The sequence below is a fragment of the Actinomadura sp. ATCC 39365 genome (genome assembly GCF_054392275.1).
The window spans coordinates 652,603-678,237 of record NZ_CP184335.1; the positions used below are offsets into that span (position 1 = coordinate 652,603).

The 25,635-nt window shown below is 65.7% G+C and carries 26 protein-coding genes; 14 read left to right on the forward strand and 12 right to left on the reverse strand.

Going from position 1 to position 25,635, the window contains the following annotated elements:
- Nucleotides 1-38: 38 nt before the first annotated feature.
- The 4 genes from ACNF49_RS03525 to ACNF49_RS03540 all read right to left on the reverse strand — a co-directional run bounded on the left by ACNF49_RS03525 (nucleotide 39) and on the right by ACNF49_RS03540 (nucleotide 3,319).
- Complete coding sequence (locus ACNF49_RS03525; protein ID WP_482942779.1) at nucleotides 39-848, reverse strand: hypothetical protein; 810 nt, start codon at nucleotides 846-848, stop codon at nucleotides 39-41.
- Between the two features lie 178 nt (nucleotides 849-1,026).
- Entirely contained in the window at nucleotides 1,027-2,499 is a 1,473-nt protein-coding gene (locus tag ACNF49_RS03530; protein WP_482942780.1) for a xylulokinase, read from the reverse strand.
- 86 nt (nucleotides 2,500-2,585) lie between these two features.
- Nucleotides 2,586-2,774 carry a hypothetical protein gene (locus ACNF49_RS03535; RefSeq protein WP_357965933.1) on the reverse strand — a complete coding sequence of 63 codons (189 nt, stop codon included), beginning with the start codon at nucleotides 2,772-2,774 and terminating at the stop codon, nucleotides 2,586-2,588.
- Between the two features lie 95 nt (nucleotides 2,775-2,869).
- A complete protein-coding gene (locus tag ACNF49_RS03540) occupies nucleotides 2,870-3,319 on the reverse strand; it encodes a MarR family winged helix-turn-helix transcriptional regulator (protein WP_482942781.1) in 450 nt (149 codons plus the stop codon).
- A gap of 63 nt (nucleotides 3,320-3,382) precedes the next feature.
- Between ACNF49_RS03540 and ACNF49_RS03545 the strand changes: the two genes are divergently transcribed.
- Nucleotides 3,383-3,892 carry a VOC family protein gene (locus ACNF49_RS03545; protein ID WP_358007032.1) on the forward strand — a complete coding sequence of 170 codons (510 nt, stop codon included), beginning with the start codon at nucleotides 3,383-3,385 and terminating at the stop codon, nucleotides 3,890-3,892.
- A gap of 44 nt (nucleotides 3,893-3,936) precedes the next feature.
- Nucleotides 3,937-4,167: a hypothetical protein gene (locus ACNF49_RS03550; protein ID WP_352318077.1), complete on the forward strand. Its 231-nt coding sequence runs from the start codon at nucleotides 3,937-3,939 to the stop codon at nucleotides 4,165-4,167.
- A 33-nt stretch (nucleotides 4,168-4,200) separates the two neighbouring features.
- Here the strand turns inward: ACNF49_RS03550 and ACNF49_RS03555 are convergent, their stop codons facing one another.
- Nucleotides 4,201-5,481 (reverse strand): TIGR04013 family B12-binding domain/radical SAM domain-containing protein, encoded by a 1,281-nt coding sequence (locus ACNF49_RS03555; RefSeq protein WP_482942782.1) that lies wholly within the window; start codon nucleotides 5,479-5,481, stop codon nucleotides 4,201-4,203.
- Between the two features lie 15 nt (nucleotides 5,482-5,496).
- Entirely contained in the window at nucleotides 5,497-6,075 is a 579-nt protein-coding gene (locus tag ACNF49_RS03560) for an NADPH-dependent FMN reductase (protein ID WP_357965924.1), read from the reverse strand.
- Nucleotides 6,076-6,154: 79 nt separating this feature from the next.
- Between ACNF49_RS03560 and ACNF49_RS03565 the strand changes: the two genes are divergently transcribed.
- On the forward strand, nucleotides 6,155-6,493 hold the full coding sequence (locus ACNF49_RS03565) for a winged helix-turn-helix transcriptional regulator (RefSeq protein ID WP_357965923.1): 339 nt from the start codon (nucleotides 6,155-6,157) through the stop codon (nucleotides 6,491-6,493).
- A gap of 161 nt (nucleotides 6,494-6,654) precedes the next feature.
- Nucleotides 6,655-7,812, forward strand: a complete 1,158-nt coding sequence (locus ACNF49_RS03570; protein ID WP_357965920.1) for an MFS transporter — start codon at nucleotides 6,655-6,657, stop codon at nucleotides 7,810-7,812.
- On the opposite strand, the gene ACNF49_RS03575 is transcribed toward ACNF49_RS03570, so the two are convergent.
- On the reverse strand, nucleotides 7,769-8,287 hold the full coding sequence (locus ACNF49_RS03575) for a hypothetical protein (RefSeq protein WP_498702010.1): 519 nt from the start codon (nucleotides 8,285-8,287) through the stop codon (nucleotides 7,769-7,771). The genes ACNF49_RS03570 and ACNF49_RS03575 overlap by 44 nt on opposite strands.
- A gap of 185 nt (nucleotides 8,288-8,472) precedes the next feature.
- Between ACNF49_RS03575 and ACNF49_RS03580 the strand changes: the two genes are divergently transcribed.
- The 5 genes from ACNF49_RS03580 (at nucleotide 8,473) to ACNF49_RS03600 (ending at nucleotide 12,828) form a co-directional block, all read left to right on the forward strand.
- Nucleotides 8,473-9,558, forward strand: coding sequence for a S1 family peptidase (locus tag ACNF49_RS03580; protein WP_482942784.1), 1,086 nt, complete (start codon nucleotides 8,473-8,475; stop codon nucleotides 9,556-9,558).
- Between the two features lie 239 nt (nucleotides 9,559-9,797).
- Entirely contained in the window at nucleotides 9,798-11,018 is a 1,221-nt protein-coding gene (locus ACNF49_RS03585; protein ID WP_357989098.1) for an IS110 family RNA-guided transposase, read from the forward strand.
- A gap of 172 nt (nucleotides 11,019-11,190) precedes the next feature.
- A complete protein-coding gene (locus tag ACNF49_RS03590; protein ID WP_357965914.1) occupies nucleotides 11,191-11,568 on the forward strand; it encodes a VOC family protein in 378 nt (125 codons plus the stop codon).
- 2 nt (nucleotides 11,569-11,570) lie between these two features.
- Nucleotides 11,571-11,939, forward strand: coding sequence for a VOC family protein (locus ACNF49_RS03595; RefSeq protein WP_482942785.1), 369 nt, complete (start codon nucleotides 11,571-11,573; stop codon nucleotides 11,937-11,939).
- A gap of 313 nt (nucleotides 11,940-12,252) precedes the next feature.
- Nucleotides 12,253-12,828, forward strand: coding sequence for a DoxX family protein (locus tag ACNF49_RS03600; RefSeq protein ID WP_482942786.1), 576 nt, complete (start codon nucleotides 12,253-12,255; stop codon nucleotides 12,826-12,828).
- 119 nt (nucleotides 12,829-12,947) lie between these two features.
- Here ACNF49_RS03600 and ACNF49_RS03605 read toward each other — a convergent pair whose 3' ends face one another.
- Nucleotides 12,948-13,076 carry a hypothetical protein gene (locus tag ACNF49_RS03605; protein WP_357965905.1) on the reverse strand — a complete coding sequence of 43 codons (129 nt, stop codon included), beginning with the start codon at nucleotides 13,074-13,076 and terminating at the stop codon, nucleotides 12,948-12,950.
- Between the two features lie 2,098 nt (nucleotides 13,077-15,174).
- On the opposite strand from ACNF49_RS03605, the gene ACNF49_RS03610 reads away from it, so the two are divergent.
- Both ACNF49_RS03610 and ACNF49_RS03615 read left to right on the forward strand, forming a co-directional pair.
- Nucleotides 15,175-16,149: a DUF4360 domain-containing protein gene (locus tag ACNF49_RS03610; protein ID WP_482942787.1), complete on the forward strand. Its 975-nt coding sequence runs from the start codon at nucleotides 15,175-15,177 to the stop codon at nucleotides 16,147-16,149.
- A gap of 62 nt (nucleotides 16,150-16,211) precedes the next feature.
- On the forward strand, nucleotides 16,212-16,442 hold the full coding sequence (locus ACNF49_RS03615; protein WP_498703785.1) for a tyrosine-type recombinase/integrase: 231 nt from the start codon (nucleotides 16,212-16,214) through the stop codon (nucleotides 16,440-16,442).
- A 721-nt stretch (nucleotides 16,443-17,163) separates the two neighbouring features.
- On the opposite strand, the gene ACNF49_RS03620 is transcribed toward ACNF49_RS03615, so the two are convergent.
- On the reverse strand, nucleotides 17,164-17,529 hold the full coding sequence (locus tag ACNF49_RS03620) for a DUF2809 domain-containing protein (protein WP_482942788.1): 366 nt from the start codon (nucleotides 17,527-17,529) through the stop codon (nucleotides 17,164-17,166).
- Between the two features lie 761 nt (nucleotides 17,530-18,290).
- Nucleotides 18,291-18,953: a hypothetical protein gene (locus ACNF49_RS03625; RefSeq protein ID WP_357983206.1), complete on the reverse strand. Its 663-nt coding sequence runs from the start codon at nucleotides 18,951-18,953 to the stop codon at nucleotides 18,291-18,293.
- 385 nt (nucleotides 18,954-19,338) lie between these two features.
- Between ACNF49_RS03625 and ACNF49_RS03630 the strand changes: the two genes are divergently transcribed.
- On the forward strand, nucleotides 19,339-19,866 hold the full coding sequence (locus tag ACNF49_RS03630; RefSeq protein WP_498703787.1) for an NUDIX hydrolase: 528 nt from the start codon (nucleotides 19,339-19,341) through the stop codon (nucleotides 19,864-19,866).
- A gap of 41 nt (nucleotides 19,867-19,907) precedes the next feature.
- On the opposite strand, the gene ACNF49_RS03635 is transcribed toward ACNF49_RS03630, so the two are convergent.
- Nucleotides 19,908-20,270: a hypothetical protein gene (locus tag ACNF49_RS03635; RefSeq protein ID WP_482942789.1), complete on the reverse strand. Its 363-nt coding sequence runs from the start codon at nucleotides 20,268-20,270 to the stop codon at nucleotides 19,908-19,910.
- A 250-nt stretch (nucleotides 20,271-20,520) separates the two neighbouring features.
- On the opposite strand from ACNF49_RS03635, the gene ACNF49_RS03640 reads away from it, so the two are divergent.
- Together ACNF49_RS03640 and ACNF49_RS03645 are read left to right on the forward strand one after the other, a co-directional pair.
- Nucleotides 20,521-20,997, forward strand: a complete 477-nt coding sequence (locus ACNF49_RS03640; protein ID WP_482942790.1) for a hypothetical protein — start codon at nucleotides 20,521-20,523, stop codon at nucleotides 20,995-20,997.
- A 169-nt stretch (nucleotides 20,998-21,166) separates the two neighbouring features.
- A complete protein-coding gene (locus ACNF49_RS03645; RefSeq protein WP_498702019.1) occupies nucleotides 21,167-21,613 on the forward strand; it encodes a hypothetical protein in 447 nt (148 codons plus the stop codon).
- 481 nt (nucleotides 21,614-22,094) lie between these two features.
- Here the strand turns inward: ACNF49_RS03645 and ACNF49_RS03650 are convergent, their stop codons facing one another.
- Entirely contained in the window at nucleotides 22,095-25,535 is a 3,441-nt protein-coding gene (locus ACNF49_RS03650; RefSeq protein ID WP_482942792.1) for a tetratricopeptide repeat protein, read from the reverse strand.
- Between the last annotated feature and the right edge of the window lie 100 nt (nucleotides 25,536-25,635).

Sequence of the window (25,635 nt, forward strand, 5' to 3'; positions counted from 1 at the left end):
GAGTCCCCCTCCCCCGTCCCCGGGGTGGACGGTGCTCCTCAGTCGGAGGCGACGAACAGGCGGAGCACGCGATCGGGACGGCCGATGGGCGTCCAGGAATCATCGAATCCATCGTATTGAAATACGCTCATATCCCGAGCCACTCGAAAAACGGTATCGTCCGTGACCGCGCAGGACGCACTGTGGTCCCCTATGCGCTGCCAATTTCCGGCTGCGTCCTGAAATCGATATACGCCACTGAAGTCGGCGGCGGTGGCGAAGAGCCCGAAACCTCCGGCGAAGATTTGGAGGACACCGCGGGGAGGGGCGCCGAGGTCGTCCCAGACGGTGCCGGAGCCGGTGTATCTGAACACCGTGTTGTTGAGCGGGTCCGTCCGGTAGACCGTGTCCGCGATCGCGTATGCGCCGCCCTTCGGGCCGATGCGTTCCCAGTCGTTCGGATTGCCGCTGTAGAGGAAGGTGTCACCCTGGAAGTCGGGCATCTGGGCCACGACGCTGAACCCGCCGACCGCCAGGAACCCGGAGTCGCCGACCTTGCTCCACAGCGGCGTGTCGCCGTCGAAGCCGTCGAACTGGAGTATCCGGCTGCCGTCCCGAGGCGTCTTGTAGACGGTGTCGTCGGAGACGGCGTAGGTCCCACCGATCTCGCCGACGGAGAACCAGTCGAAAGGGGTGCCGCTGTAGCCGAACGCGGTGCCTGCCTCGTCGCCGGCGCCCTCGACGAGGGTTCCCCACCCGCCGCCGAAAGGCCCATTGACGGTTACCGGCCCTCTGATCTGGGTCCAGGAAGTGCCGAATCCGTCGTACCGGAACACGCCGTTGATATTGTCCGCAGCGTCGATGGTCACGGCATTAAGAGTGAGGGCCACGGATCTCTCCGTTTCTCGCAGGAAGGACACCCGTGGTTCCAGGCATCACGCTGATCGCAGCATCGCTTCACACGTCCGCGACCAGCAACTCCGACACGCATCGGATTTCTAATGACTTGTCCACCGCGAGGCTTTTTTCACCCAATAACAAGAGCCCTCAGTCGAGCACGTGGGACGTGGCCCTGGCATAGCGGGCGCGGATCTCCGGGACGGCCGGGGCGTCGTAGGTCTCGGTGTCCTCGGTCCGCCAGTCGGGGGTCGTGAGAAGGGCGGCGGCCTGGCGGGCGGCGCCGTCGGCGACGTACTCGCCGGGCGGCGGCACCGCGATCGGCACGCCGAAGACGGTCGGCGCGACGCGGCGTACGGCCTCCGAGCGGGCCGCGCCGCCGATCAGCAGCACCCGCTCCGGCCGGGTGCCAAGCGCGTCGAGGGCGTCGGCGAGGCCGCACAGCATGCCCTCGACGGCCGCGCGGGCCAGGTGGGCCGGGGTCGAGGTGGCCAGTGTGAGCCCGAGGACCGAGCCGGTCGCGGTGGGCCGGTTGGGGGTGCGCTCCCCCTCCAGGTACGGCACCAGCGTCAGCCCGCCGGCCCCCGCCGGGGCCCGGAGCGCGAGGTCGCTCAGCTCGTCGAGGCCGACCCCGGCCAGCCCGGCGGCGGCGTCGAGGACCCTGGCCGCGTTCAGCGTGCACACCAGCGGCAGGAAACGCCCGGTGGCGTCGGCGAACCCGGCGACGGCGCCGGTGGGGTCGGCGCTCGGCGTCTCCGCGACCGCGAACACCGTCCCGGACGTGCCGAGCGAGACCACCACGTCACCCGGCCCGGCCCCGACACCGAGGGCGGCCGCCATGTTGTCGCCGGTGCCCGGCGCGAGCAGCGGCCCGGCCGACGCCGGGTCGCCCGCCCGGTCGGTGGGCCCCAGCACCCTGGGCAGCAGCGGGACGGCACCGAAGGCGGCCTTGAGCAGGTCGGTGCGGTAGGCGCCGGTGGCCGGGGACCAGTAGCCGGTGCCCGAGGCGTCGCCCCGGTCGGTGGTGAGCAGGTCGAGCGGCGGCGGGGGCGCGTCCTGCCAGGCCGCGAGATCGGCGCCCGGACCGGAGCCCTTGCCGAGACCGGAGCCACCGCCCGGACCGGAGCCGCCGCCGAGGGCGAGCGCGCCCGCCAGCCGCCAGGTCAGCCAGTCGTGCGGCAGGCAGACCGCCGCCGTGCGGCGGGCGTTGTCCGGCTCGTGCTCGGCCAGCCACCGCAGCTTGGCCACGGTGAACGCGGCGACGGGCACCGAGCCGACCGCGTCGGCCCAGGCCCCCGGCCCGCCCAGCTCCGCCACCAGGTCGGCGGCGGACCGGGCGGAGCGGGTGTCGTTCCAGAGCAGGGCGTCGCGCACGACCTCGCCCGCCTCGTCGAGGCAGACCATGCCGTGCTGCTGCCCGGCCACGCTGACGGCGGCGACGTCGGCGAGCCCGCCGGCCTCCTCGACGGCCCGCAGCAGGGCGGTCCACCAGTGGGAGGGGTGGATCTCGGTGCCGGCCGGATGGGCGGCGCGGCCCTGCCTGACCAGTGCGCCCGTCTCGGCCTCGCGAATGACGACCTTGCAGCTCTGCGTGGAGGAATCAACCCCAGCGACCAGCGTCACCCGAACTCCTTATGCGTGCTCCAGCGCGAGATGGTTGAGATGGTATCCCCGCTCGGGAGCCACAATCAGGGGCAATTCTGGGTGATTCACAGCCCCGAGGGGTCGCGGCCGACGCTGATCTCCTCCGCGATCTTGCGGATCTCCGCCACCTCGAGACCTGGAGCCTTGGGCAGGTGGCGCAGCAACGCCTCCATGACGACGGGCACGGGCTGGCCCGCCATCAACCCGGCGATGCCGTGGACCGTCCGGAACAGTGCCTCTTCGGTGTGGTGCATCGGCAATCCCCTCGTTCGGCTACCGGGAGAGGCTACGGCCTGGCCGTGACAGTTCGCTCGCTACCGCTCCAGCGTGTCCCGCACGGCCGGGCGTTCTACCGTTCCAGCGCGCCCCGCACGGCCGAGCAGATCGCGCCGAGCTCGCGGACCTGCTCGCGGGTGAGGACGTCGAACAGGCTCCGGCGCACCTCCTCGACGTGGCCGGGGGCGGCGGAGGCCAGCGTGGCGAACCCCTCGTCCGTCAGGACGGCGACGTTGCCCCTGCCGTCGGCCGGGCAGCGCTCGCGGCGCACCCAGCCGCGCTCCTCCAGGCGGGCCACGGCGTGCGACAGGCGGCTCTGGGAGCTCTGGGCCCTGGCGGCCAGCTCGCTCATGCGCATCGACCGGCCCGGCGCCTCCGACAGGGCCACCAGGATCACGTAATAGGTGTGCGGCATGCCCGCCTCGCGCTGGAGCTGCCGGTCCAGCGCCTCGTTGATGAGCTGGCCGGCTGCCAGGAAGTCACGCCAGGTCTGCTGCTCGTCCGGATCCAGCCATCGGGTCACCCTCTCATTTTAGTTGAACTCTCATATACTCTGGCCGGGAGAACCAGGTGAAAGGGGACGACCATGCCGGTCCACAGGCTCAATCACGCGGTCCTCTACGTCCGTGACGTGGAGCGCAGCGTGGCCTTCTACCGGGAGGCGCTCGGATTCGAGGTGGTCATGGGCATGCGCGGCGCCGCGTTCCTCCAGGCCCCCGGCTCCAGCAACGACCACGACCTCGGGCTGTTCGAGATCGGCGCGGGCGCCGGTCCCTCGCCCGCCGGACGCACCGCCGTCGGGCTCTACCACCTGGCGTGGGAGGTCGACACGCTCGACGAGCTGGAGCGCATCGCGGTGACCCTGAGCGAGCTCGGCTCCCTCGTCGGCGCCTCCGACCACGGGACGACCAAGGCGCTGTACGCCAAGGACCCCGACGGGCTGGAGTTCGAGGTCTCCTGGCTCGTGCCCGCCTCGCTGATCACGGACGAGACGCTGGCCGCCCGGTCCGCCATCCGCCCGCTCGACCTGGCCGCCGACAAGGAGCGGTACGGCGCGCAGACCCGGGGCGGGGTAGGGGTGTCGATCCCGGCCTGAAGGTACCGTGGCAGGTATCCGACCGATTTGTTCCGGAGAGGGTCATGCCAAACGATCCGGATCACGTCCTCGACGCCATCGACGGCGTCGTGGACGAATGGGAGACGCTGAGCGCGGACGCCATGCGCTGGGCGCCTCCCGAGCACAAGTCGCCCGACCTGCTGGACGAGGCGACGGAGATCCTCAGGCCGCTGGCCGAGGCGCTCTCCGAGGTTCTGCGGCCGCTCGGCGACTCCATCAACCGCGCGCTGGAACGACTCACCGACGACGACTGACCGGCCTGTTCCGCGCGTAGCGTTTCGTGGCCTTCAGTCCGTTCTGCGGCGGCGGGTGCGGCGCGGGTACGCCTTGGCCGTCTCGGCCAGCCGGGCCGAGTGCTCGGCCTGCCGGCGCCAATGGCCGTACGCGTCGCCGCGCTGGGCCAGCCGGTCGAGCTCCCGCACGGTCGTGAGCGGGATGAACGCGGGCTCGGCGTCCCGCCAGGGCGTGCCGGGCAGCGGCATGAACGTGTGCGTGTGGATGCGGGCGCCCAGCTCGGCCAGGTCACCGGCCAGCACGAGCGACTGGCGCTGGTCCTCCTCCGACTCCCCCGGCATGCCGAAGATGAAGTCGACGTTCGGCCTGAAGCCGTGCTCGACGGCGATCCTGACGGCGTCGCGCACGGGCGAGGTGCCGTGCCCGCGACCCGAGGCGGCCAGCACCCGGTCGGACCCCGACTGGGCGCCGATGATCAGGTTGTCGTTGGCGACGTACCGCTTGAGCAGCCGCATGGCCTCGGGCGTGACGTGCTCGGGCCGCACCTCGGAGGGGAAACTGCCGAAGAACACCCGGCCGTGCGGCGGCAGCTCCTCCTTGACCCCCGCCAGCAGCTCCTCCACCGCGCCGAGATCGGGATCGGGGCCCGGCGAGCCGTAGGAGAGCGAGGTCGGCGTGATGAACCGCACGTCACGCAGCCCCTGCTCGACCATGCCCTTGACGTGCCGGCGCACGCTCGCCACCGACCGGTGGCGGAACTGGCCGCCGAACATGAACGGCGTCTGGCAGAACCGGCAGGTGTACCGGCATCCCCGGGTGATCTCGATCGGCCCCTTACGCCCCAGGAACGACGGGAACGCGTCGAGCGGGAGCTGCGGGGCCGGGCGCGTCCTGAGCGCGACGCCGTCGCCGTCCTTGACCGCGAGGCCCGGCACGGTCGTCAGCGGCTCGTCCCGCCGCAGCGCCTCCACCAGGGCGATGATCGTGGACTCGCCCTCGCCGATCGCGGCCAGGTCCCAGCCGGCGTCGATGACCTGCTGCGGCTCGGCGGTGGCGTGCACCCCGCCGGCGACGTGCAGCCCCCGGCCGCCGCTGAGCGATCTGACGGCGGCCAGCTCGGCGGCCATGGCCTCGGCGTCGGGCGAGTAGAACGACCAGAGCACGAGCACCCGGTCGGCCCCGCTCGCCGCGATGTGGGCCGCCGTCTCCTCCGGGGTGACGCCCAGCAGCTGCCGGTGCTCCACGCCCGAGGTCTCCAGGGCGGCGAGCACCGCGTGCACGCCGTACGTCACGGCCTTGCGGTAACGGACCACCACATCCACTGCCAGCGCCACGACCGGCAGCGTAGCTCAGGCGGAGGCCAGCCGCATGGGACGCAGCGCGCCGGTGAGCTTGGCCAGCTCGGCGAGCATGGCGTCGGCGGCGGCGATCATGACGTCGTTGGGCGCCACGGTGCCGTCCTCGGCGATGAACTGCTGGTAGAAGGGGATGTTGACGGCTTCGACCACGGGGATCATCTTCAGCGTGCTGACGACCTGGCGCAGGCCGTTCACCGCCCGGGTGCCGCCGGAGATCCCGCCGTAACTGACGAACCCCGCCGCCTTGTGCTGCCACTCGTGGTGCAGGTAGTCCAGAGCGTTCTTCAGCACGGCCGTGAAGCTGTGGTTGTACTCGGGGGTCACGAACACGAAGGCGTCACCCCGGTCGACGGTGGCGCTCCACTCCTTGGTGTGGGCGTTCACGTACTGCTTGAGCTTGGGGTGGTTCGGCTCGTCGAGGAACGGCAGGCCCACCTCGGCGAGGTCGACCAGCTCGACGTCGAAGTGGCCGGCGGCGACGGCCCGGCTCCTGAACCACTCGGCGACCTCGCGCCCGGCACGGCCGGGGCGGGTGCTGGCGACGATGATCTGCAGGACCGGCTTGTCCATGGGGTTCCTCCTCAGGTGGTTGATACCTCAACATTATTGAGTAACTAAACATTTCTTAGCAAATGCTAGGATCACCCCCGTGAGCCCCCATTCCGTCTGCGTCCGGTTCCACGTCGCCCTCGAACTGATCGGCGCCCGGTGGTCGGGGGCCGTGATCCACATGATCTTCAAGGGCGCCCATCGTTACGCCGCTCTCAAGGCGGCCATCCCCGGCATCAACGACACGATGCTGGCCCGCCGGCTGCGCGAGCTGGAGACGGCCGGGCTCGTCGAGCGGCGCGTGCTGGCCACGTCGCCGGTGCGGGTCGAGTACCACCTGACGGAGATGGGCCAGGAGCTGCGTCCGGTCCTCGACGAGCTGGTCACCTGGGCGCACAAGTGGATCCCGCTGCCCGAGGAGCCGGCCAGGTCCGCCTAGCGCGTACGGGCGAGCGCGGGGAGGCGGGCCGGGGTTAGACTCCGGGCATGCACTGGCGACATTGATGAACCACCAGCGGCCGACGCGGCAGGAGCGCGCGCGGGCCTCCGAGGTGCCGAGCACCAGACGGAGTCCCTGTCCGCCCCTTCCGAGAGGGCCGCATGTTCGTCCCCAAGCTTTACGTCTACACGTTCCTCGGCGAGTTCGTCCTGCTCTACCCGGTGTACACGCTGCTGTTCACCGATTCCGGGCTCTCGGTGGCCGAGACGTCCTCGCTGTTCGTCATCTGGTCCGTGACCGGCATGGTGCTGGAGATCCCCTCCGGCGCCTGGGCCGACGCGGTGTCCCGCCGACTGCTGTTGTTCCTCGGCCCGCTGCTGGCCGGCGCCGGCTTCGCACTGTGGGTGCTGTTCCCGTCCTACTGGGCCTTCGCGCTGGGCTTCGTGTTGTGGGGAGCCGAGGGCGCGCTCGTCTCGGGCGCCTTCGAGGCGCTCGCGTACGAGGAGCTCGAACGCCGGGGCCTCCAGAGCCGGTACGCCGCGATCATGGGCCGGGCCCACTCGATCGGCATCGCCGCCGCCGCGTCGGCGATCGCCCTCGCCACGCCCGTCTTCGCGATCGGCGGTTATCCGGCGGTGGGGGTGGCCAGCGTGGTGGCCTGCCTGTTGTGCGCGGCGACCGCGCTGACCCTGCCCGAGCGGCGTCCTGCCCGAGCGGCGTCCGCTGATTCGGATGGGCGGTATCTCGCGGTTCTGCGGGCCGGTGTGGCCGAGGCCCGTACCGATCGGAACGTGCTCGAAGCGATCGTCCTGATCTCCGTCGTGACGGCGATCTGGGGTGCGCTGGAGGAGTACGTGCCCTTCCTGGCCGCCGAGACCGGTGCGCCCAGGACGGCCGTTCCGCTGCTCGTCCTGGCCGTCTGGGTCGGGGCCGCGGCGGGCGGCCTGCTGGCGGGGCCCGCCCGCCGCCTGAGCGAGCGGTCGTTCGCGCTGGTCCTGGCGCTGGCGGCGCTGGCCATGGCGGCGGGCGCGCTGGTTCCGCATCCGGCCGGGTTCCTGCTGGTCGCCGGCGCCTTCGGGGCGTTCCAGATGGCCGGCGTGGTGGCCGACACGCGGCTGCAGGAACGTGTCTCGGGCGGCCAGCGGGCCACCGTGACGTCGGTGGCCGGGCTCGGGACGAACGTGGTCACCCTGGCCGTCTACACGGCCTACGGCGCAGGATCGCCGTTCCTGTCCCACGGCACGACGTTCGCCCTCCTGATCCTGCCGTACGTGGTCATCGCCCTGTGGCTGGCCCGGGAGCGGGTCGCGCCGATGTGATCCTCTTCGACGCGAACGGGACGCGCTTGGGCAGCGGCGGCGGCTCCTCCCCCTCCTTCTCCGGAGCCGCCGCCCCGCCCCGGCGCGCCCGCCACCGGGACGGGAACACCGAAGCGGTCAGCAGAATGCCGCCGACCACCAACGACCAGGTATTCAGCAATGCCGCGTACGCGTCCAGATAATCGGCGGGCACCAGGTCGAATCCCATTCTCCGGTCGCCTCCCGTGGCGGCCCGCACGACCGTCGCCCCGGCCAGGGCCGTGAAAGCCAGGCCGGGCAGCAGCGAGGCGACCGGGGAAATCCGGGAACCGGCCAGGACTCCGATGAGGACCGCGATCCCCGCCAGCGCCGCCGTCGCCGTCCAGTCGAGGACGGACGTGGTCGCGCGGGGTCCGTACAGGAGACCGGCCGCGATCAACGGGATCGCGGCGACCCCCACCGCGGCCCCGGCGAAATGACGAACACCATTACCCATAGGGAACACCTCCAGGCCCAATACGATACCGACATACCACCAGTTACAACTTTAGGTCGAAAAATCTCCATTTGTGGCCGGTGGCCGGAAAGACGGGCATATCGCCTTAATAGGAAATATTTGGTATCTCCTCATTTGGCTGTCAGCCGTTACCGTGACAGAACCCCCCATCGAGGAGCGGCGGCATGTTTCGCTGTGCAGTGGCAGGCATCACCCTCGTGGCCGCTTGCCTGGCCACCCCCGCCCACGCGGCGTCCGACCCCGTGATCGAGGCGCTCTCGCGCGACCTCGGCCTCTCGGAGCCCGCAGTGGTCACCCGGCTGGCGAACGAGCGGCATGCCGCCGCCCTGGAGGCCGAACTGGCCGCCTCGCTGGGCGACTCCTACGGCGGGTCATGGCTGACCGAGGACGCCTCCGCCCTCGTCGTCGCCACCACCGACCCCGCCCGGACCGCCGCGATCTCGGCCCGGGGGGCGCGCCCTGTCGTCGTGCGGCACTCGCTGTCGGAGCTGGACGCCGTCGTCCGCCGCCTGGACCAGGCCGCCCGCCGCATCCGGACGGGCCCCGCCCTCTGGTACGCCGACGTCCGCGCGAACCGGGTCGTCCTCCAGGTCGCCTCCCCGTCCGGGTCCGCACCGGCCGCCGCCCTGGTGGCGGCCGCGCGCAGTGCGGCCGTCGTGGTGGCGCCGGCCGCCGAGCTCCCCCGCACGTACGCCGACATCATCGGCGGCGACCCCTTCTACGTCGGCTCGATGCGCTGCACGATCGGCTTCTCGGTCACCAAGGGCAGCGTCCAGGGCTTCGTCACCGCGGGACACTGCGGGCACACCGGCGACCTGGTCAAGTCACCAGCCGGCACCTTCCAGGGCTCGTCCTTCCCGGGCAACGACTACGCGTGGGTCGCCACCCCCGGGCACACCGCGCAGCCGTACGTCCGCGGCCCCGGCGGGACGCTGGTGACCGTACGCGGCTCGGTCCAGTCGACGGTGGGCGCGTCCGTCTGCCGTGCCGGGCCGACCACCGGCTGGCACTGCGGCACCGTCCAGCAGCACAACGCCACCATCACCTACGCCCAGGGCACCGTGTACGGCCTGACCCGCACCAACGTGTGCGCCGAACCCGGCGACTCCGGCGGACCGTTCATCTCGGGCGGCCAGGCCCAGGGCGTGACCTCGGGCGGCTCCGGCAACTGCAGCACGGGCGGCACGACGTACTACCAGCCCGTCAACGAGATCCTCAGCGCGTACGGCCTGACCCTCCGCACCGCCTAATGGGAGCTACCGTGGCTGCTGATCGGGCAGACTCGGTGCCTGGTAGCCGCTGGTGAGTGAGCACTCTCGCCGCCTGGATCTTGAATCCTAGGGTCAGATCGTGCCCTCACTGGTGGTCAGGGGTCTTTGATCGCTGATGGGATGTCGTGCCCTCCGATGGTTGGGTGAGCACTGGTCCATTAGGTCGCCGACCGGCTCCTGCGGGCTTCCGTGTCCTGTTGTCGATCGTGGAGGTCGTTGTGCTGTTCGTTGGGGATGACTGGGCTGAAGATCACCACGACGTCGAGGTCCAGAACGAGGCTGGGAAGGTGTTGAAGCGAGTTCGGCTGCCCGAGGGGATGGCCGGGGTCACCCGGTTCCACGACCTGGTGGGCCGGTTCGTCGCCGAGGATGCCGATCCCCGCGAGGTGCTGGTGTGTATCGAGACCGATCGAGGGCCCTGGGTGCGGGCGCTGGTCGCGGCCGGGTACCAGGTGTTCGGGGTCGACCCCAAGCAAGCGGCTCGGCACCGGGAGATCCTCAGTTCCTCTGGCGCCAAGAGCGACAAGGGTGACGCCCATGCGCTCGCGGATATGATCCGCACCCGCCGTCACCAGCTCCGCGAGGTGGCCGGGGACTCCGAGATCGCCGAGGCGGTCAAGGTCGTCACGCGGGCGCATCAGACGCTGCTGTGGGAGCGCACGAGACACATGCTCCGGCTGCGGGTCGCGTTGCGGGACTACTTCCCAGCCGCTCTGGAGGCATACAAGCCCCTCGGCCTCACCAGCCAGGCCGTGCTGAAGCTGCTGGCCAAGGCCCCCGCCCCCGAAGCCGCGGCCAAGCTGACGATCAGCCAGATCAGTGCCTGCCTGAAGGGCCGCCGCGATATCCCTGGCAAAGCCGTCGCGATCCAGGACGTGCTGCGCGCGCAACACCTGGGCCAGGCGCCACTCGTCACGACCGCCTACGCCTCGACCGTGAAATCACTAGCCGCGATCATCGCCGTCCTCAACACCGAGATCAAGACCCTCCAGGGCGAGGTCGAGGCCCATTTTGGCCGGCACCCGGACGCTGAGGTCATCCTCAGCCAGCCCGGCATCGGCGTCGTCCTCGGCGCCCGGGTGCTCGCCGAATTCGGAGACGCCAAGAACCGGTACGCCTCCGCCAAAGCCCGCAAGAACTACGCCGGCACCAGCCCGATCACTCGCCAGTCCGGCAAGACACGGGTCGTCCAGGCCCGGTTTGTTCACAACGACCGGCTCGTCGACGCCCTCCATCTCCAGGCGTCCTGCGCCATCCTCCACGACCGTGCAGTCCGCGCCTACTACGACCAGCTCAAAGCCCGCGACATCAGCCATAACGCCGCCCTGCGCCAAGTCGGCAACCGCCTGGTCGGCATCTTCCACGGCTGCCTCAAAACCCACAGCCACTACGACCAAGCAACCGCCTGGTCACACCACGACTACGACCTCACCGCTTGACACTCAACGTCCAGGGATGTCTGACCCTCTCGTCCAGGGCCCCCACTCCTCCAGGAACGCCCGGCACCTTCAGGAAATCCGTTCGCGCGCCACCGATGAGTTCCCACGCCCGGTCGAGTCTGCCCTCCCGAAAGCGGATCCCCTCCGCCGCACCGACCATCGGGAGGCAACGATGACGCGCCCCATCCTGAACAGCCTGCTCCTGGCCAGCACCGACCCGGCACGACTACGCGCCTGGTACGCCACCGTGCTCGACCCCGAGTCCGACACCGACGTCACCCACTACGGCGTGCTGACGTTCGGCGACTTTCACCTGATCATCGACACCCGGGCCGACGTGGCGGACAAGAATCCCGAGCCCGGACGGGTGATACTCAACTTCGACGTCCCGGACGCGCGCGCGATCGCCGCCCGGATGGAGGAGGCGGGCGTGTCCTGGCTGGCCGAGCTCGAGGACCGCGAGGGCAGCCTGTTCGCCACGGCGATCGATCCCGACGGCAACTACGTCCAGATCATCCAGCTCAGCGAGGAACACCGGAAGGCGATGTGACGATGTTCGGCAAGACGAAGGCGTTCAGCGGATTCTCCGTCGACGATCTGGCCGCCGCGAAGGCGTTCTACGGCGACACCCTGGGGCTGGAGGTGTCGGAGTCGAACGGCCTGCTGACCCTGCACATCACCGGCGGCACCGACATCCTGGTCTACCCCAAACCCGACCACGTCCCCGCAACCTTCACCATCCTCAACTTCCCGGTCGAGGACATCGAGCAGACCGTCGACGCCCTGGCGGCCCGCGGCGTGCAGTTCCAGCGCTACGAGCACCTGAAGACCGACGAAAGGGGCATCTTCCGCGGCGGCGACCCCCTGATCGCCTGGTTCACCGACCCGGCGGGCAACGTCCTCTCGGTCCTCCAGGACTGACGCCCGGGAGCCGGGCCGCGGTTCGGCGCCGCAGGAACACCTTCCCCACCCTGCGGCGCCCGCCCGACCGCCGAGCGGTGCACGCGCGGGCCTCGCGTGTGGACCGTCCCATCCCACGGTTACGGCATAACTCACGTTTCCGCAGGCGGACCGCCTCTCTCGTGTCCCACCCTGTCCCACGGACGATGCGCACGACCTCGCTTCCGTGCTCGGATAAGCCCCGTCAGCACGCACCGATCACCACGTACTGACGAAGGCCCGAAGCACCGGCGAGTTCCCCCGCGAATCCGATCAGAAAAGGCAGTGACAGGACATGAGCCACCACGTCAGCGAGAACCTCCTCAGCATCACGGACGTCGAGCAGCAGCCCAAGGCACGCAGACTGAGGTTCACCCTCAACGGCGCACTCTGGTCACTTCAAGCGTTGTGGGGCTTCTTCTTCGCCGGCAGCGGCTTCGGCAAGGTGCTGCTGTACGACGACGTCCTGTACGCGGCGGCGCCCCGGGCTGTGGCCTGGTACGCGGCGGTGCCGCAGTCCCTGATCGTCTTCATCGGGATCGTCGAGGTGCTCGGCGGCATCGGCCTGATCCTGCCGGCGATGACGAAGGTCAAGCCGATGCTGACGCCGCTCGCCGCCGCCGGCCTGGCGCTGACGATGGTCCTCGCGGCCGGCTTCCACATCGTGCGCGGCGAGTACGAACTGGTTCCCGCCAACCTCCTCCTGGGAGGCGTCGCGGCCTTCGTCACGGCCGGACGCTGGAAGATGCGCCCCGTCTCCCCCGCGCCCGTCACCACTCCGCGCGTACTCGGCGCGCTCGCCGTCCTGGTCGCGCTGGCCCTGCTGACCTTCGCGCCGACGTGGTACACGATGACCAACGCCCAGTTCTGATCACTGCCCTGGTACGTCGAGCACCCCGGGCACGACTCGCCGCACCACACCACCGGCGCCGGAGCCGTGACCGTCCTCAGCCCGGAGGGGGACGGCGTGAACAGGCTCGGCCTCATTGATCAGAGATCAGGCGGCTTCTCGAGGTATCCATCGGCCGGTGGCACGTCGGCGAACTCCTCGATCCGCTCCCAGTGCTCAACGAGTTCGTCCAACCTGCTGTCCGGGATGCCGGCGAGCGTGTCGCGCACGTCTGCGGGGAGCTCTTCAATTCCCGGCCCCTCCTTGTAGGGAGAGTCGTCGGAGCGCCCTCGGGCGGCGGACAGGTGGTGATCGTCTGCACCAGGTCCAAGCTGAACGGAACGTCTCCAGCAAGGGCTACGAGCCGGCCGAGCACGCCGGGGTCGATCCACTTGGCGTCCACGGCGTCGAACGTAGCTACGCCCGGGATGGGCTTCTCAACTGCACGTGGGTTATCGGGCTTCTCCGCAGCGGCCTGCCTGTTTGCCGCCCGGTAATAGTCGGAGAAGACCCCCATCGGCCCCTCCCGCTCGATCGCCCGAGATCAGGGGATCGTACGTGTGCGAAAGACGCCCGGACCGCCAGCAGCTGTCCCGGCGCCGAAGTCCCCCGCCGGGGTGTAGTTCGCTTCGGCCGATCGGGACCTGGAGATCACGCTGCAGGCATGCGATCATCACGCTCATGACTACGTGCAGAAAGGGCCATGCCGCGTAGGCGCCCTTCAGCGGTTCGCACCCGAGGATTCATGTGCGTGACCCACAGAGCTTCGATTCATCAGGTTCCCGGTCTCGGACCGCGCCCCATGGCTGCAGTGATCGCGCTGGAGCACACCCGGCTGGGCCCAGGTCATGTGGCTGCGGTGCTGCTGGCTTGGACGCGGGAAGTCATTCCCGGCACCTCCACCCGGCTCCTGCCCATCTGCACATGCCTTGGCTGATACGAGGACGATCCGCGTGGGGAGCTGGAACAGGTGCTCATGGCATTGCCCCCATGGGCGCGACCGCACCTCTACAGCCTCGTACTTCCCGTTGACAGAAGCTTTCTCGCTCGAACGTCCCCGGATCCGCTCGCATCCCCCGATTGGCCATGGTGGCGACAGCGGCGGCGCCCGACCTTTTAGAAGAACACCGACCACCTGAGGGTTCCACGCGTCGTTGAGCGCCACAGCGTTTATGGCCTACCAGCCCGGCGGCGGTCCTTGAGGCGAGTTGTGAAAGGACCCCAGCGACTGGACTCCGCCCTCTGGGGCTGACGGGCCAACTGCAACTCACGGTCCCGCAGAGATCGAAAGGCCCTCCCCCGAAGATGGGGAAGAGCCATTGACCTGACGGAGGATCAGGGATTTAAACCCCGGATGGTGTTGCCACCAAACCGTATTAGCAGCTCGAGTCTTGGGTGTCCCTATTGGTTCCGCCTGGACCACCTGGCCGCGTCCGTCTCCCTGGACGGGCTATATACGAGACGGGATTGCAACTAGACCAGCCCCGCTGCCGCCTGATCGCCAAGCGCGGAGTGACGGACATCAAGGTAGCCATCGCTCAGCACCGACCTACCGAGTCGACACGCGCGTGCTCGCTGCTCGACTCATGGAGACGGCTTCCCAAACATTCTCCGGGCGCGACGACGGCATGGCTGCCAGGGACGTCGGCGCTCCTGACATCCATGACCACGCCGTCGCCTTCCGGACTGAGGACGGTGGGCATGCCGCACAAGTCGCACAGCCATTGAAGACTCCCGGCAAGCCAAAGCGGCTCCCCAACGAGCACGAGCTTGTGCGTCGACGGGAGACGAGGCCGAGCACGGGGAGACCGTCCCCCCAGGCCGACCGCCGAGTCCAGCGCGGAAACCTCGGAGCCATGAAATCTCGCCAGCGAGATCGCTACAGGTTGTTTGCGCTGCTCGAAGGTTCATTGACGACCGCTCAAGGTCGCCCGAATATGGCGCGGTTGCTGCCCCCGGCCCACCGCCGCACGATGGGCCGGATTCTCTAAATCGTGGCATATCTGCGCGAATCGGGACTTTCGGGAGCCACACGTCAGGATAATATCCATTTTGATGGCGAATACTAGGACATCAAGGACGCGCCATCGTTTCGCTCATTGCTGATTGTTTGCCCGCTTATAAAAAGTGCGTACGTCTTTCATGCTTGACGCTGGGGTATCTCCCTTGTCGCACTATCGCAGCGGTGTCGGCGGATACAAAAAGAACAGCTCCGGCATCCGCGCTACCGCGACACCATTCAAGAGCTCGATCTTACGCAGGTCAACGAGCCTCAGGAACTTACCCAACGTTCTCGCCGGGAATGCTCACCACGGAAAGGAATGCCCGATGCCATTCATCATGCGCAACCCCCTCCCCAAGCTGGCCGCAAGTACACTCGCCGCCACCGTCCTCACCGCAGCAGTCATGACGCCCGCGGTCGCAGCATCCTCTGCCCCCAACCCGGCCGAGGCATACATATCGAGCGTCAGTGCGAACGGAACCGGGTGCCCGCCCGGGACATGGGAGGCGGCGATCAGCCCCGACGGGAAGTCGTTCACGGTTACATTCAGCGCATACGAGACGCTCATCGAACCTGGTAGTAATGCTTCGGATAAGGAATGCACGCTCTCGCTGAACGTGCATACGCCGTCGGGGAGCTCGCTTTCCACCGCCAAGTTCACCTACCAGGGCTACGCGCTCATGGACCAAGCAGGGATGAGCGCGACGCAGAGCGCAAGCTACAACTTCAACGGTGCTCCCGTCCCGGCTCAGTCGGTGCGCTCGCAGATCTTGGGGCCACAAGACGACTCGTACCTCTTCTCCGACCGCATCTTGCTTCACGACGACGTGGCGTCGGCCCAGGGCGCAACCCGCGCGCTGAACGTGGAAACGGGCCTGCTCCTCACCAACAACCCCGCAGAGACCGGCAGCGGCTACTTCAACACCAACAGTGTCGACGGGACGCTCCAAAACGGACCGGGCTGCACCATCGACCGGCGCACCGCCACCTCGGGGCAGACCATCGTCGGCACCTCGGGCGCCGATGTCATCTGCGGCTCACCGTTCGCCGACCGTATCGCCTCGCTGGGCGGCGACGACGTCATCCTCTCCTTCGCGGGCAACGACCGGATCTCCGCCGGTGCCGGCAACGACACCGTCTTCGGCGGCAACGGCGACGACGACATCAGCGGCGACGACGGCAACGACACCCTCGACGGCGAAGCCGGCAACGACCGGATCCTGGGTGGGGCGGGCACCGACACCGCCAACGGCGGGCCGGGCACCGATTCCTGCGTAGCCGAGACGACCACCTCCTGCTGAGCCAGGTCGACGCTCCTGGTGTTCGCGACCAAGCACGGCTCTCCCATCGAGCGCACCGAGGACTGGAAGAGCCGGAAGTCCATCCTTCAGCAGGCCGGCGTCCGAGAGGTCGGATTCACGACGCTCGCCACACCGCCACGACAGTCCTCATCGAGCAAGGTGTGAACATCCGGATCGTTCAGCAAGTGCTCGGCCACACCCGAGTGACCACCACCGAGCGCTACACCCACGTATCCACACCCCTGGTGCGCGACGCGGGCGAGCTCGCCTCCACTCTCTGGGGAAATCTCTAGTCGTTGCGACTATGACACCTTCGAAAATCAAAAAGGCCCTCTCCCCGATCAAGGGAGAGGGCCTTCCGCCTGGCGGAGGATCGGGGATTTGAACCCCGGATGGTGTTGCCACCAAACCGCATGAGCAGCTCGGGTCTTGGCCGTCCCAGGCCGTCTCATATGGACCGAGCGGTCTTGGCGGAACGGGATGGTACGGCGCAGAACTACAACCCATAGCGATCAGAAGAACAAGCAATCCGGCTTGCCCAAGTCGAACTCGGTATGCCTGTGAACTTGGCGCGCTGCATATCGGATTCCGCTGATGTACTGCTTGCAAATACGCACGCCGATCTCGCTCCAACAGCGAAGACGCAGCTCAGCATGCGGGTGGCATTCCCCGTGACTCCCCACCATCCCCGCGCTTCCCCGCCTCAGCGGGCACGCAACGGGCACGCCAACCGCACCGTTCGGCAGGCCGGGACTGAGGAACGTGTAAGCGGCCATACAAAACTCCAGGTCGACGGACAGGTGTATCCAGGCGGATAGCCAGAAGGGTCCCGATAGGCGGACCTCGGAAATGACTGACCGCGATCAGGAGAAACGCGACGCGATGCGCCGGCTTTTCCTGAGATGCGGCGGTCCTGCCTTGCGACGGCCGGCCACCGCGCAGGACGAACCCGATGACCTCGCCGCTGTGGAGGCATCCGTACCGTCAGCGTGCCGGTGGGGTGATGTCAGAGAGTCAGCCGGCCTGATCACCGGATCGGACCAATCGGCGTTCCCAGACCAGGGCCACGACGACACCGATGGCATAGGCGACCAGGTCCCATGGGTCGGGGAACGCGCCGACCAGGACACCGCCGACCCCCGGCAGGGCCATACCGACTATTTGGTAGAACTCGACGGCGGCGGCGATCGCGGCCGTGGCCAGGGTGCGGCGCCCGGCGGTGGTGCGCCACAACAGCCCCAAGAACGCGTAGACCAGCATGGTGGCGACGACGTCGCTCACGTAGCCGCGGATGAACGGTTGTCCCGGGCCCCGGTAGAAGAGGACGAACGCGCCGATGGCGAGGGCAACGCCACCCAGAAGGACCATGGCGCGGCGCATGAGATTGACATCTTCTCCGAATCACAACGATCAGGACGAACCTGATCATAGAGCTCATTACCTATGGCGGCATGCTCATTGGCGTCAGGTGGGCGACCGCAGCGGAGTGCCAGCACGCCGACACGTAGTGACGATTCATCCGGAACGCAGCCATCGTTCATCCCCGCCCCACCGACGCGCCCACGCCGGCGGGCTCCATCGACGGATCTGTTGCACCACAGCGTCCACCTCCGTCCCAACAGCCGGATACTCGCCAAGCCACGCCCGTCCTGCACCGGAGGGACTGTCGATCGCCGCGCCATCGATCGATGCACCGATGCCCTCGTGCCCCAGGATCTCCACCATGACGCCCCACGGGTGCTGCTGGGTCACTCGGACCCGGACCCGTTGACCAGGGACCAGGTCTGCTCCTGCGACATCGGATCGCTGCCCGAGATCCTTGTGTCGCAGGGGCGTGTTGAACCGTTCGCCTACCTCGTTGAGCAGGGAGAACGATGGCTTGAGCTCCTCTGGACAGAGCCGACGGTTTTACAGCTCGCGGCTGCTCCGGCCCCGACTTGGCCTTCCATCTGCAACAGGTCTAGAGCTCGCCGTGAGATCCATGATCATCGCACGGCCCCAACGCTAAGGGAGATCTCCGGACGCGAACGCAGAACCTGCGGATCAGCACCGTAACTCCGAGACAGGTCCTCGTGGCATCGCTGGATCCCAAACGAGGGGCGACACGTACCTGCGTTGTAAGACCCGTCGATCTACGTGAGCTACAGATAGGAGCTGAAGTGGTCGGCCACGGTGTCTGCCACGACTTCTGCATCGTCGGAGCCATTGACCTCCAGGACTCGGATGCCCAAGCGGCAAGCGGAGCGGACCGCCTCATCGGCGACGAGGCGGTCTCGGGCAAGCCGGTTCTCCTGTGCTCGCTCAGGGTCGCTCACCTGGAGGCGGAGGCTGCCGGCACGGGGCAGTTCGCGGAGCTGGCGCTGCCGGAATGCTTCGCTCGGCACCATGACGATCATCCGACAGGGCGAGTCGATGATGGGAGCGACCAGTTCGGGACGCAATCCCCAGCCTTCGGCAACGACAGGTCGCCCCGATACCAGGCCGCGCAGGTCGTCCAACGCCCACTCGAACCGCGCGGGAAAGCCGGCCAGGGTCTCGTCGGCCATCTCTTGAGGGGTGGTGTTCACCCAGACGGTGTCCGGGTCAGGATCCGCGGTGGGCTCGCCAAGTCGCACTCGGCGGGCGATCCGGCGGTCATTGTGTGCGCGCGCGTCGTGGTAGTCGTAGTGATAGGCGGTCAGCTCGTACCGGATGGCCAGCACCCTGGCAACGGTGGATTTCCCGGCCCATTGCCCACCTCCGATCCACAGGGCGTTGTGGAGGGTGCCGAACGGATCCCAGACCTCGCTACTTGTGGCGTTCACGGATACAGCTTGGCGAAGGCACAAACCAAGAAACAGTCTTGTTGTGCTCGCCCACCCAGGTGATGATCGTAAAGGGGGAAGCGCCACCCTCTCCGCTTGCAACGTTTCGGAACGCGCCTGGTGTCGTACCGTCCTCTGCCCCTGCATGACTGGGCCGCAATCAGCCGCTTCAGGGGTCAACTCGTAGACCAGCCACGATGATCGACCATGTACGGTGGCCAGCCATGCCCTGGCGATCGTGAGGGCTTCGTCTGTGCGGCGGCGCGGCAACCACGGTCGGTGCGTCCGGTTCGTACGGCGCGGTGTGGCTGATGACGCTGAGCTGACGCGCCGGGTGGTGCATGGCGAGCGGTTGATCTACCACAACCGGTGGATCCGGCTCAGGATGGCCGACGTGGAGATCCCCGGCGGGGAGCGGTTCGAGCACCATGTGGCGCATCTGGACCGGGCTGCCATCGCCGTGGTCGTGAACGAGCAGGCGCGCGTGTTGCTGATGTGGCGGCATCGGTTCGTGTTCGACCGGTGGGGGTGGGAGCTACCTGGCGGGCTGGTCGAGGCCGGCGAGGAGCCGACGGCGACCGCAGAGATCGAAAAAGGCCCTCCCCCGAAGATCGGGGAAGGGCCTTTCACCTGGCGGAGGATCGGGGATTTGAACCCCGGATGGTGTTGCCACCAAACCGCATTAGCAGCTCGGATCTCAACCGTCCCGATCAGTTCCACCTGGACCAACGGGTACGGCTGGTCAGTCTGGAACGACGTGGAACGGCGCCGGATTGCAACTAGCACTGCAACTAGGCGACACCTCCGCCTTCTGTTTACAAGGTCCCCAAACGATCTCCAGTACTGTTCAGGGCCGTTCGCCCTACTCCTCATCGAGCTCCGGCCGTTCACATCCGTTCGGCCTAGTTCATGATCGTCCGTTCGGGTGGCTCCCAAGGTGGCTCCCAGGACGGCCTACTCGTACAGGTGGGCGGCGTGGATCTGGAGAGCGAGGGACTGCCACGTCGGCGGGTCAACATCGCCCTCGAACGGAGCTCCTTCACGGATACAACCGTCCTGGAGCCACGCCGCCCAAGTTCTGAGGAAGTCGCCAACGTACAAGGTGCTCCAGCGGCCATCGACGAACTGCTTACCTTCGCGGACTTGCCGTTCGCACTCGGCACGGTCGGCATCGAAGTCATCCGCCATGATCTCCAGATAGCCGGCGAAGCCTCGCATGTCACGAACACACTCGACGTTCGGGGGAAATTCACGCGGTGGTGTCATGAGGGCGAGGGTAAGGATGGCCTGCCAGCTTGGGAAGTCCTTCAACATCATGCATTCTGAGCTGCGAAAACACCGGCCTGGGGTAAGCAGATCCACTTATCGTGAGCCCCTGTGACTCTCCGATGGTCGCCGACCGTGCGGGCACGCAACGGGCACGCGGCTTCGGATGGCGTCGGCTTTGAAATGGACTGTCCATTGGCGCATCACATGCCTGCTGGCCTGCTGACGTCCAGGCGGTTTCGGCAGTCGCTGTGTGGATCACGCCGCATATATCCCCGGATCTTGGCCAAGGCGACGTGCCATGCTGATGGGCATGGAGGATGCTTCGCTGCGTAGGGTCGTGGCTGTCAAGCCTCAGGGTCCGTGGTTGGTGATTGCCAGGGGAGCTTGGACCGTCGAGTCACGTCCTACGGACACGGACACTCCCTTTGAGATATCGCGGATAGGACTCCTCCCGCTGCTGGAGAGGCCACGGGAGGAGGTGGAGGGCCAGGCCAGAGAGTTGCTTCGTCCTGGTGATCCAGACCTAGCCGAGGCGCTACGGGCAGTTGTTCAATGCGGCCTGATGGCGACGCAGTCGGACTACTGGGTCACAAGGACACTGGCATGGATCACCCCTGAGGAGATCGAGCTCTTCACCGAACTACTCCGAGAGATCGCACTCGGCCGAGGGTCCCAAACCAATCAGCACGCGGCGAAACGGCTCCTCAAAAAAAAATGGCCTCTGGTCAACCATTCGCCGTCCGCCGTCGTAGCCGCCAGCTTTCCAGCGGGCTGACAGCTCCGACGCTGAGTGCTTTACGACCTGCACGTCTGATCGACCACGGAACCGACAGTTCATCCCGCACGTCCCGAAACTTGGTCTTGGCCCTGTCCTGGCGCCCGGGGGCGTTCGTGACCGTGTGAAAGTGGCGAGGCATCCTGAATTTAGGACATAAGGTGTCGCCGTGAATATGATCGAGTTCCGCGTTGTAGGGCCGGTCGCCCCCAGCGTCTATCCGCACATGGACATCCTGATCGACGGCATCAATCTCATCGAACTCGCGCGCGTCGTCGAACTACCATTGGCCTCCAACCCAAGCATCGCGGGTGCCTATGCTGGGCTACTGGAGCGGGACTTGATCTGCTGGCCAAGCACTCACTTCCTCGGGGCACCCCATCTCCAGTGGTTTTCCGAAGGAGAGACGGTGCTGCTGGGCTGCGAATGCGGTGAGTGGGAATGCTGGCCGTTGACCGCGCAGGTCGAGGTAACCGAGCAGATCGTCACTTGGTCTGGGTTCCGTAACGGCCACCGCCGCAACTGGGATCTCGGGGCGCTTGGTCCTTTTGTCTTCGACAGACAGCAGTACGAGGTGGCTCTCCGCAGAACCACTGCCTCACCGAAGCTGTCTTAATCGTCATCTCGTGGTGTAGCTCCCAGAACCTGGAGCACCCTCGGCATGGAGCTGGACCGCAACAACCCTGCTCAGTGAGCCGTGCTGAGGAACGAAGCACGGATCGTCGATCGCCCCCAGCAATCTAAGGCGGCCGGCCAGGCAGTGGCGATCGTAGGGCTGCATCTGTGCGGCGGCGTGGCAACCCCGGTCGGCGCGTTCAGCAAGTGCGGCGGGGCCGGCGTGCGGTGCCCGGCCCGGTGTCCCGCCGCCGTCCGGGACCGGCCCCCAGGCCGCACGCCCGGACGGCGGGCGGGCGGAGGGCCGGGGATACGGCGGCGCGCCGCGCCGCCGCTTGATACCTACAAGAACAACTCGGCAGCTATTTAGCGCCGCGTTAGCTGCCGCGCCTCTCCCGCTCCACTCTTTTCGGGCTGGAAATGCCTAAACCTCTTAAGCCTCAATAAGGCTTCCTCTGAGGCTGCCCCTTCGCAGACGAAACCTAAGGCGAAGCACTATTGAGCAAGAACGTTAACTTGTCTGCCGCACAGCGCTCTCCCCTAGCAGTAGCTTCCCATAGGACGGCGATTGCGCTCTCGTACTCGTTTCGGGATATTTGAACGGCAGACAGTTCGATCAAGGCACCATATTCCTGCATAATAACTGCTTGCCTTGCAACCTTGTAAGCTTCTTCAAGTCGCCCCCTTTTTCGCAGGTGGGTCGCAAGATCGGTCCGAGGGTGCCATCCTTGGCGAATAATAGCCCAGCGTAGGAGTGCTTCCGCACTCGATTCGTCCCCAAGGCGGACCAAGAGGTCGGCATGCTCTGCCGCCTTCCACGGGCTTTTAATGGCAAGCAGGCCGTTAAGCACCTTCTTGGCCTTCGATGCATCGCCGGCTTCAATCAACTTCTGGACCGCGTATGGAGAAATAAGGGCGGGCTCGCCATCTAGATTAGATGGTTCCGTCTCCTCAAAGGCCAAATCAAGTAACTTTTCATCCGCCATCCACTCATGTCTTCGAACGGCCTCACCAAGCGCTTGCCGAGCTTCACCTTCCCTTCCTTCCGCTTGGAAAATGGACGCTTCCAAAGAGAAGGCGTCAAACAGTCCTCTTTCTTTGTACTTGCCTATTTCTCCCCTTGCTTCGTCAAAGCGCCCCTCCATAACCAGCAGAGACACGAGATGATGCAGGATATAGGTTTCACCTATATCTAGACCCTTCCGAAGAACAGCCTCCGCTTCGCGATACCTTGCATGCTTCATGAAGAAGGTAGCGAGATTTTGATGCGCATTCAGCTCACCTGCCACAATCGCCTCTTGCAATATCTCTTCCACCTCGCCAAGCCGATTCTTATTCTCTAGAAGCTGCGCCAAGTTCTCTCGCGCATGCCAGTCTCCTGTTGCAATTCCTTCACGCCACAGCAGTTGGACGTCCTCAGAGCGGTTCTGTGCCGTCAGAAAGTCCGCAAGGTACTCACGAGCATGAGTCTCACTATGACGAACTGCCTCGCGCAGTACCCGCTCGGCGTCATCAAATCGGCCTTGACCAGCGTAGAAGCCAGCCAAGCCAAAGCGCGCCCCATATTCACCTGTGGCAACCATTCGGAGCCTAATCTGCTCCGCCTCATCATAGGAAGAATGCAATGTAAGCAACGTTGCCAAAATGGAGTCAGCGTCCCGCTCCTTGCGTGTAGCAGCATTACGCAACACCGGAACTGCCGCCAATTGATTTGCTTCAGTGTCTATGAAGAACTCCGCAAGCCGCTTCCAGGCATCCTTTTCGCCAGCCTCGATGGCAGCACCCAGAAGCCCCCGTACGTCGGCAGTGCGGCCCCTTTCTTGGAGAAATACAGCCATTTCCGACCGCGCCCCGGGGAACTCCCGCTCGATCGCTCGATGCAGCAGAGACTCTACCTCTCCTTGCCGTCCCTGCTTCGTATATAGCTCTAGCAGGTCAATCCATGCTTCGCCATCCTCTCTGTCTACCGCCGTCCTCAATACTCTCTCTGCCTCCGCTGCACGCCCTATCTTCAGCAGAAACTCGCCAAGGTTCTGCGCTGAACGCGCCTCCTTCAGAAGGATGCCTTGTTGCCACACCTCCATAACGTCATTGGCACGGCCCTGTTCTTCAAGTAGGACTGCCAATTGATATCGGGCTCCAGGTTCGCCACTCATCGTAGCTCTGGCTAGATTATCTTCAGCCTCGTCAACCAGACCATGTTCTGTCAGAAGACGCGCCAAATGCTGCCGCGCATAATCTTCATCGGCCTCAGCCGCCTCTCTCCAAGTCACTATTGCGTCTTCGTGACGGCCTTGGGATAGAAGTAGATCCGTCAGTTCCGACCTCGGCCCGAATTGGTACACGTTAGTTGAGAAACCGAGAACAGGGCCATAATGCTCTATTCCATACTTAGACATTCGCCCGCTGCTACTTATGGTCCACGGAGCTTTCAGCTGAATCGCTCTGCGAAGTGTCCGTTCGGCATCTACTAGCCGACCCTGGGAGCGTAGCAGTCGGAAATGCGTAAGCCAGGCATTAGTATCCCCATTTTCCACCGCTTCCGACAGGGTCAGATCAGCCTCTGTAATCCTGAGTTGAGCGGCGAACATATGCGCTAATTCAACGCTAGCCTCCTTGCTTCCCAGCTTTATTGCCTTTTTGAACAACATTTCGGCCCACTCGAGCTCATTCGTTATTTTCGCCGCTTCACCAAGCTTGAATAGATCGGAAGGGTCGACAATATGCTTCTCGAGTGCCGCCCAGAACTCGCTTCCTATTTCTGCTAAAAGGCGCAGAGATGCTCCATATTCATGGAGATAGTCGGCAATTCTGTATCCCAGCGTCCTGCCTCTCGGCGAAGTGATCTCGTTCAATGCATAAACTGCTCCTTTCAAAGGCGATCGGGCATATTGGAGTGCGGCCTCAAAGATCTGGCCATCGGACAAGAGGACGGCACGATCGTGCCCGCTCAAATAGGCAGTCGCGCCCGATCGCAGAAAGTTTCGTGTTAACGGGCCATTGACCCCCAGCATTCGAGCATCTATGGCCGCCGTCAGTACAGCGGATGCCTGGGGCGTGGGCGACGTCTCCCAATGGTGGATAAGATCTGGGCCGGCGGCTAGCGATTGCATAATTTTGTGTCCGCCATAATCGATTGCGAGCCGCAAACTGCTATCCTGTTGTGCAAGTTCACGCGCAGTCCGCATTTCCGCGGCGGATAGCTGCGTACCTACTGGAACTACGATCGCTGAATGCAGTAGAGAGCGACGCGCAGACTTGGAAACACCTCCATTATTGCTGATGCCCTCATTGATAAGTTCATGATACTTATCCGGCCACAAAGTTCCCACTACGATGAACGATGTTGCGTCCGCAAGCAATCGTATTAGCTGCGCCGCTAGTTCATTCCCCTCACCAGCATCCAGATAATCCTGCGCCTCATTGAGCCATATGATCGTCCTCTTCCAATTGCTGATCTCGGTGAGCACTGCTAGGAGACGTTGCGGGGTGATTGGCTGAACAACTTTCCAATTCGGCATCGCACTCTTGAGCGCTTCGTACGCGCTGCGCGTTTTACCTGTGGAAGATGTGCCAACGAGTAGTATTAGGCCACTCGACCTCATGCACCGCGATAAAGCCATCACGAGATCGTCGTCGAAATCGCGCTTAATATATGCAGGAAGGACGTCAGGTCTCTTCATTTTGCGACCATCAGAGATGTCTTGAATAGCGCGGTGGACTCCCAACGCAATAGGATCACAGTATTTAACGCGTTGAATGATCGCCTGAGTCTGATTGGAGCGTGACGCTTGGCGTCGAGCGCGATAAGGGATAGACCTCTGCCATGCCCAGCGTGTCAGCGCTGCCGCAGCGGCAAGGACCGCGACGGCGGCCGCGATGATAGACGCCCATTGATCACCGGACTCTAGGTCGATCGGCATATCTAGAGCTTAGGACACCGTAGCTGGTAAGCGCCTTAAAGGGAGGAATCTCTTGCCGTTGCAATTCAGTCATCTTGGCTCGTCTCCGGAAGCCATGTAC

What these genes read in the sequence shown, in the direction of transcription:
- ACNF49_RS03610 (WP_482942787.1), top strand. Translation starts at nt 15,175, where the DNA reads ATGCCATTCATCATGCGCAACCCCCTCCCCAAGCTGGCCGCAAGTACA.
- ACNF49_RS03635 (WP_482942789.1), bottom strand. Translation starts at nt 20,270, where the DNA reads ATGATGTTGAAGGACTTCCCAAGCTGGCAGGCCATCCTTACCCTCGCC.
- ACNF49_RS03535 (WP_357965933.1), bottom strand. Translation starts at nt 2,774, where the DNA reads ATGCACCACACCGAAGAGGCACTGTTCCGGACGGTCCACGGCATCGCC.
- ACNF49_RS03600 (WP_482942786.1), top strand. Translation starts at nt 12,253, where the DNA reads ATGAGCCACCACGTCAGCGAGAACCTCCTCAGCATCACGGACGTCGAG.
- ACNF49_RS03620 (WP_482942788.1), bottom strand. Translation starts at nt 17,529, where the DNA reads ATGCGCCGCGCCATGGTCCTTCTGGGTGGCGTTGCCCTCGCCATCGGC.
- ACNF49_RS03545 (WP_358007032.1), top strand. Translation starts at nt 3,383, where the DNA reads ATGCCGGTCCACAGGCTCAATCACGCGGTCCTCTACGTCCGTGACGTG.
- ACNF49_RS03650 (WP_482942792.1), bottom strand. Translation starts at nt 25,535, where the DNA reads ATGCCGATCGACCTAGAGTCCGGTGATCAATGGGCGTCTATCATCGCG.
- ACNF49_RS03550 (WP_352318077.1), top strand. Translation starts at nt 3,937, where the DNA reads ATGCCAAACGATCCGGATCACGTCCTCGACGCCATCGACGGCGTCGTG.
- ACNF49_RS03590 (WP_357965914.1), top strand. Translation starts at nt 11,191, where the DNA reads ATGACGCGCCCCATCCTGAACAGCCTGCTCCTGGCCAGCACCGACCCG.
- ACNF49_RS03630 (WP_498703787.1), top strand. Translation starts at nt 19,339, where the DNA reads ATGGCCGACGTGGAGATCCCCGGCGGGGAGCGGTTCGAGCACCATGTG.
- ACNF49_RS03640 (WP_482942790.1), top strand. Translation starts at nt 20,521, where the DNA reads ATGCTGATGGGCATGGAGGATGCTTCGCTGCGTAGGGTCGTGGCTGTC.
- ACNF49_RS03595 (WP_482942785.1), top strand. Translation starts at nt 11,571, where the DNA reads ATGTTCGGCAAGACGAAGGCGTTCAGCGGATTCTCCGTCGACGATCTG.
- ACNF49_RS03575 (WP_498702010.1), bottom strand. Translation starts at nt 8,287, where the DNA reads ATGGGTAATGGTGTTCGTCATTTCGCCGGGGCCGCGGTGGGGGTCGCC.
- ACNF49_RS03560 (WP_357965924.1), bottom strand. Translation starts at nt 6,075, where the DNA reads ATGGACAAGCCGGTCCTGCAGATCATCGTCGCCAGCACCCGCCCCGGC.
- ACNF49_RS03570 (WP_357965920.1), top strand. Translation starts at nt 6,655, where the DNA reads ATGTTCGTCCCCAAGCTTTACGTCTACACGTTCCTCGGCGAGTTCGTC.
- ACNF49_RS03580 (WP_482942784.1), top strand. Translation starts at nt 8,473, where the DNA reads ATGTTTCGCTGTGCAGTGGCAGGCATCACCCTCGTGGCCGCTTGCCTG.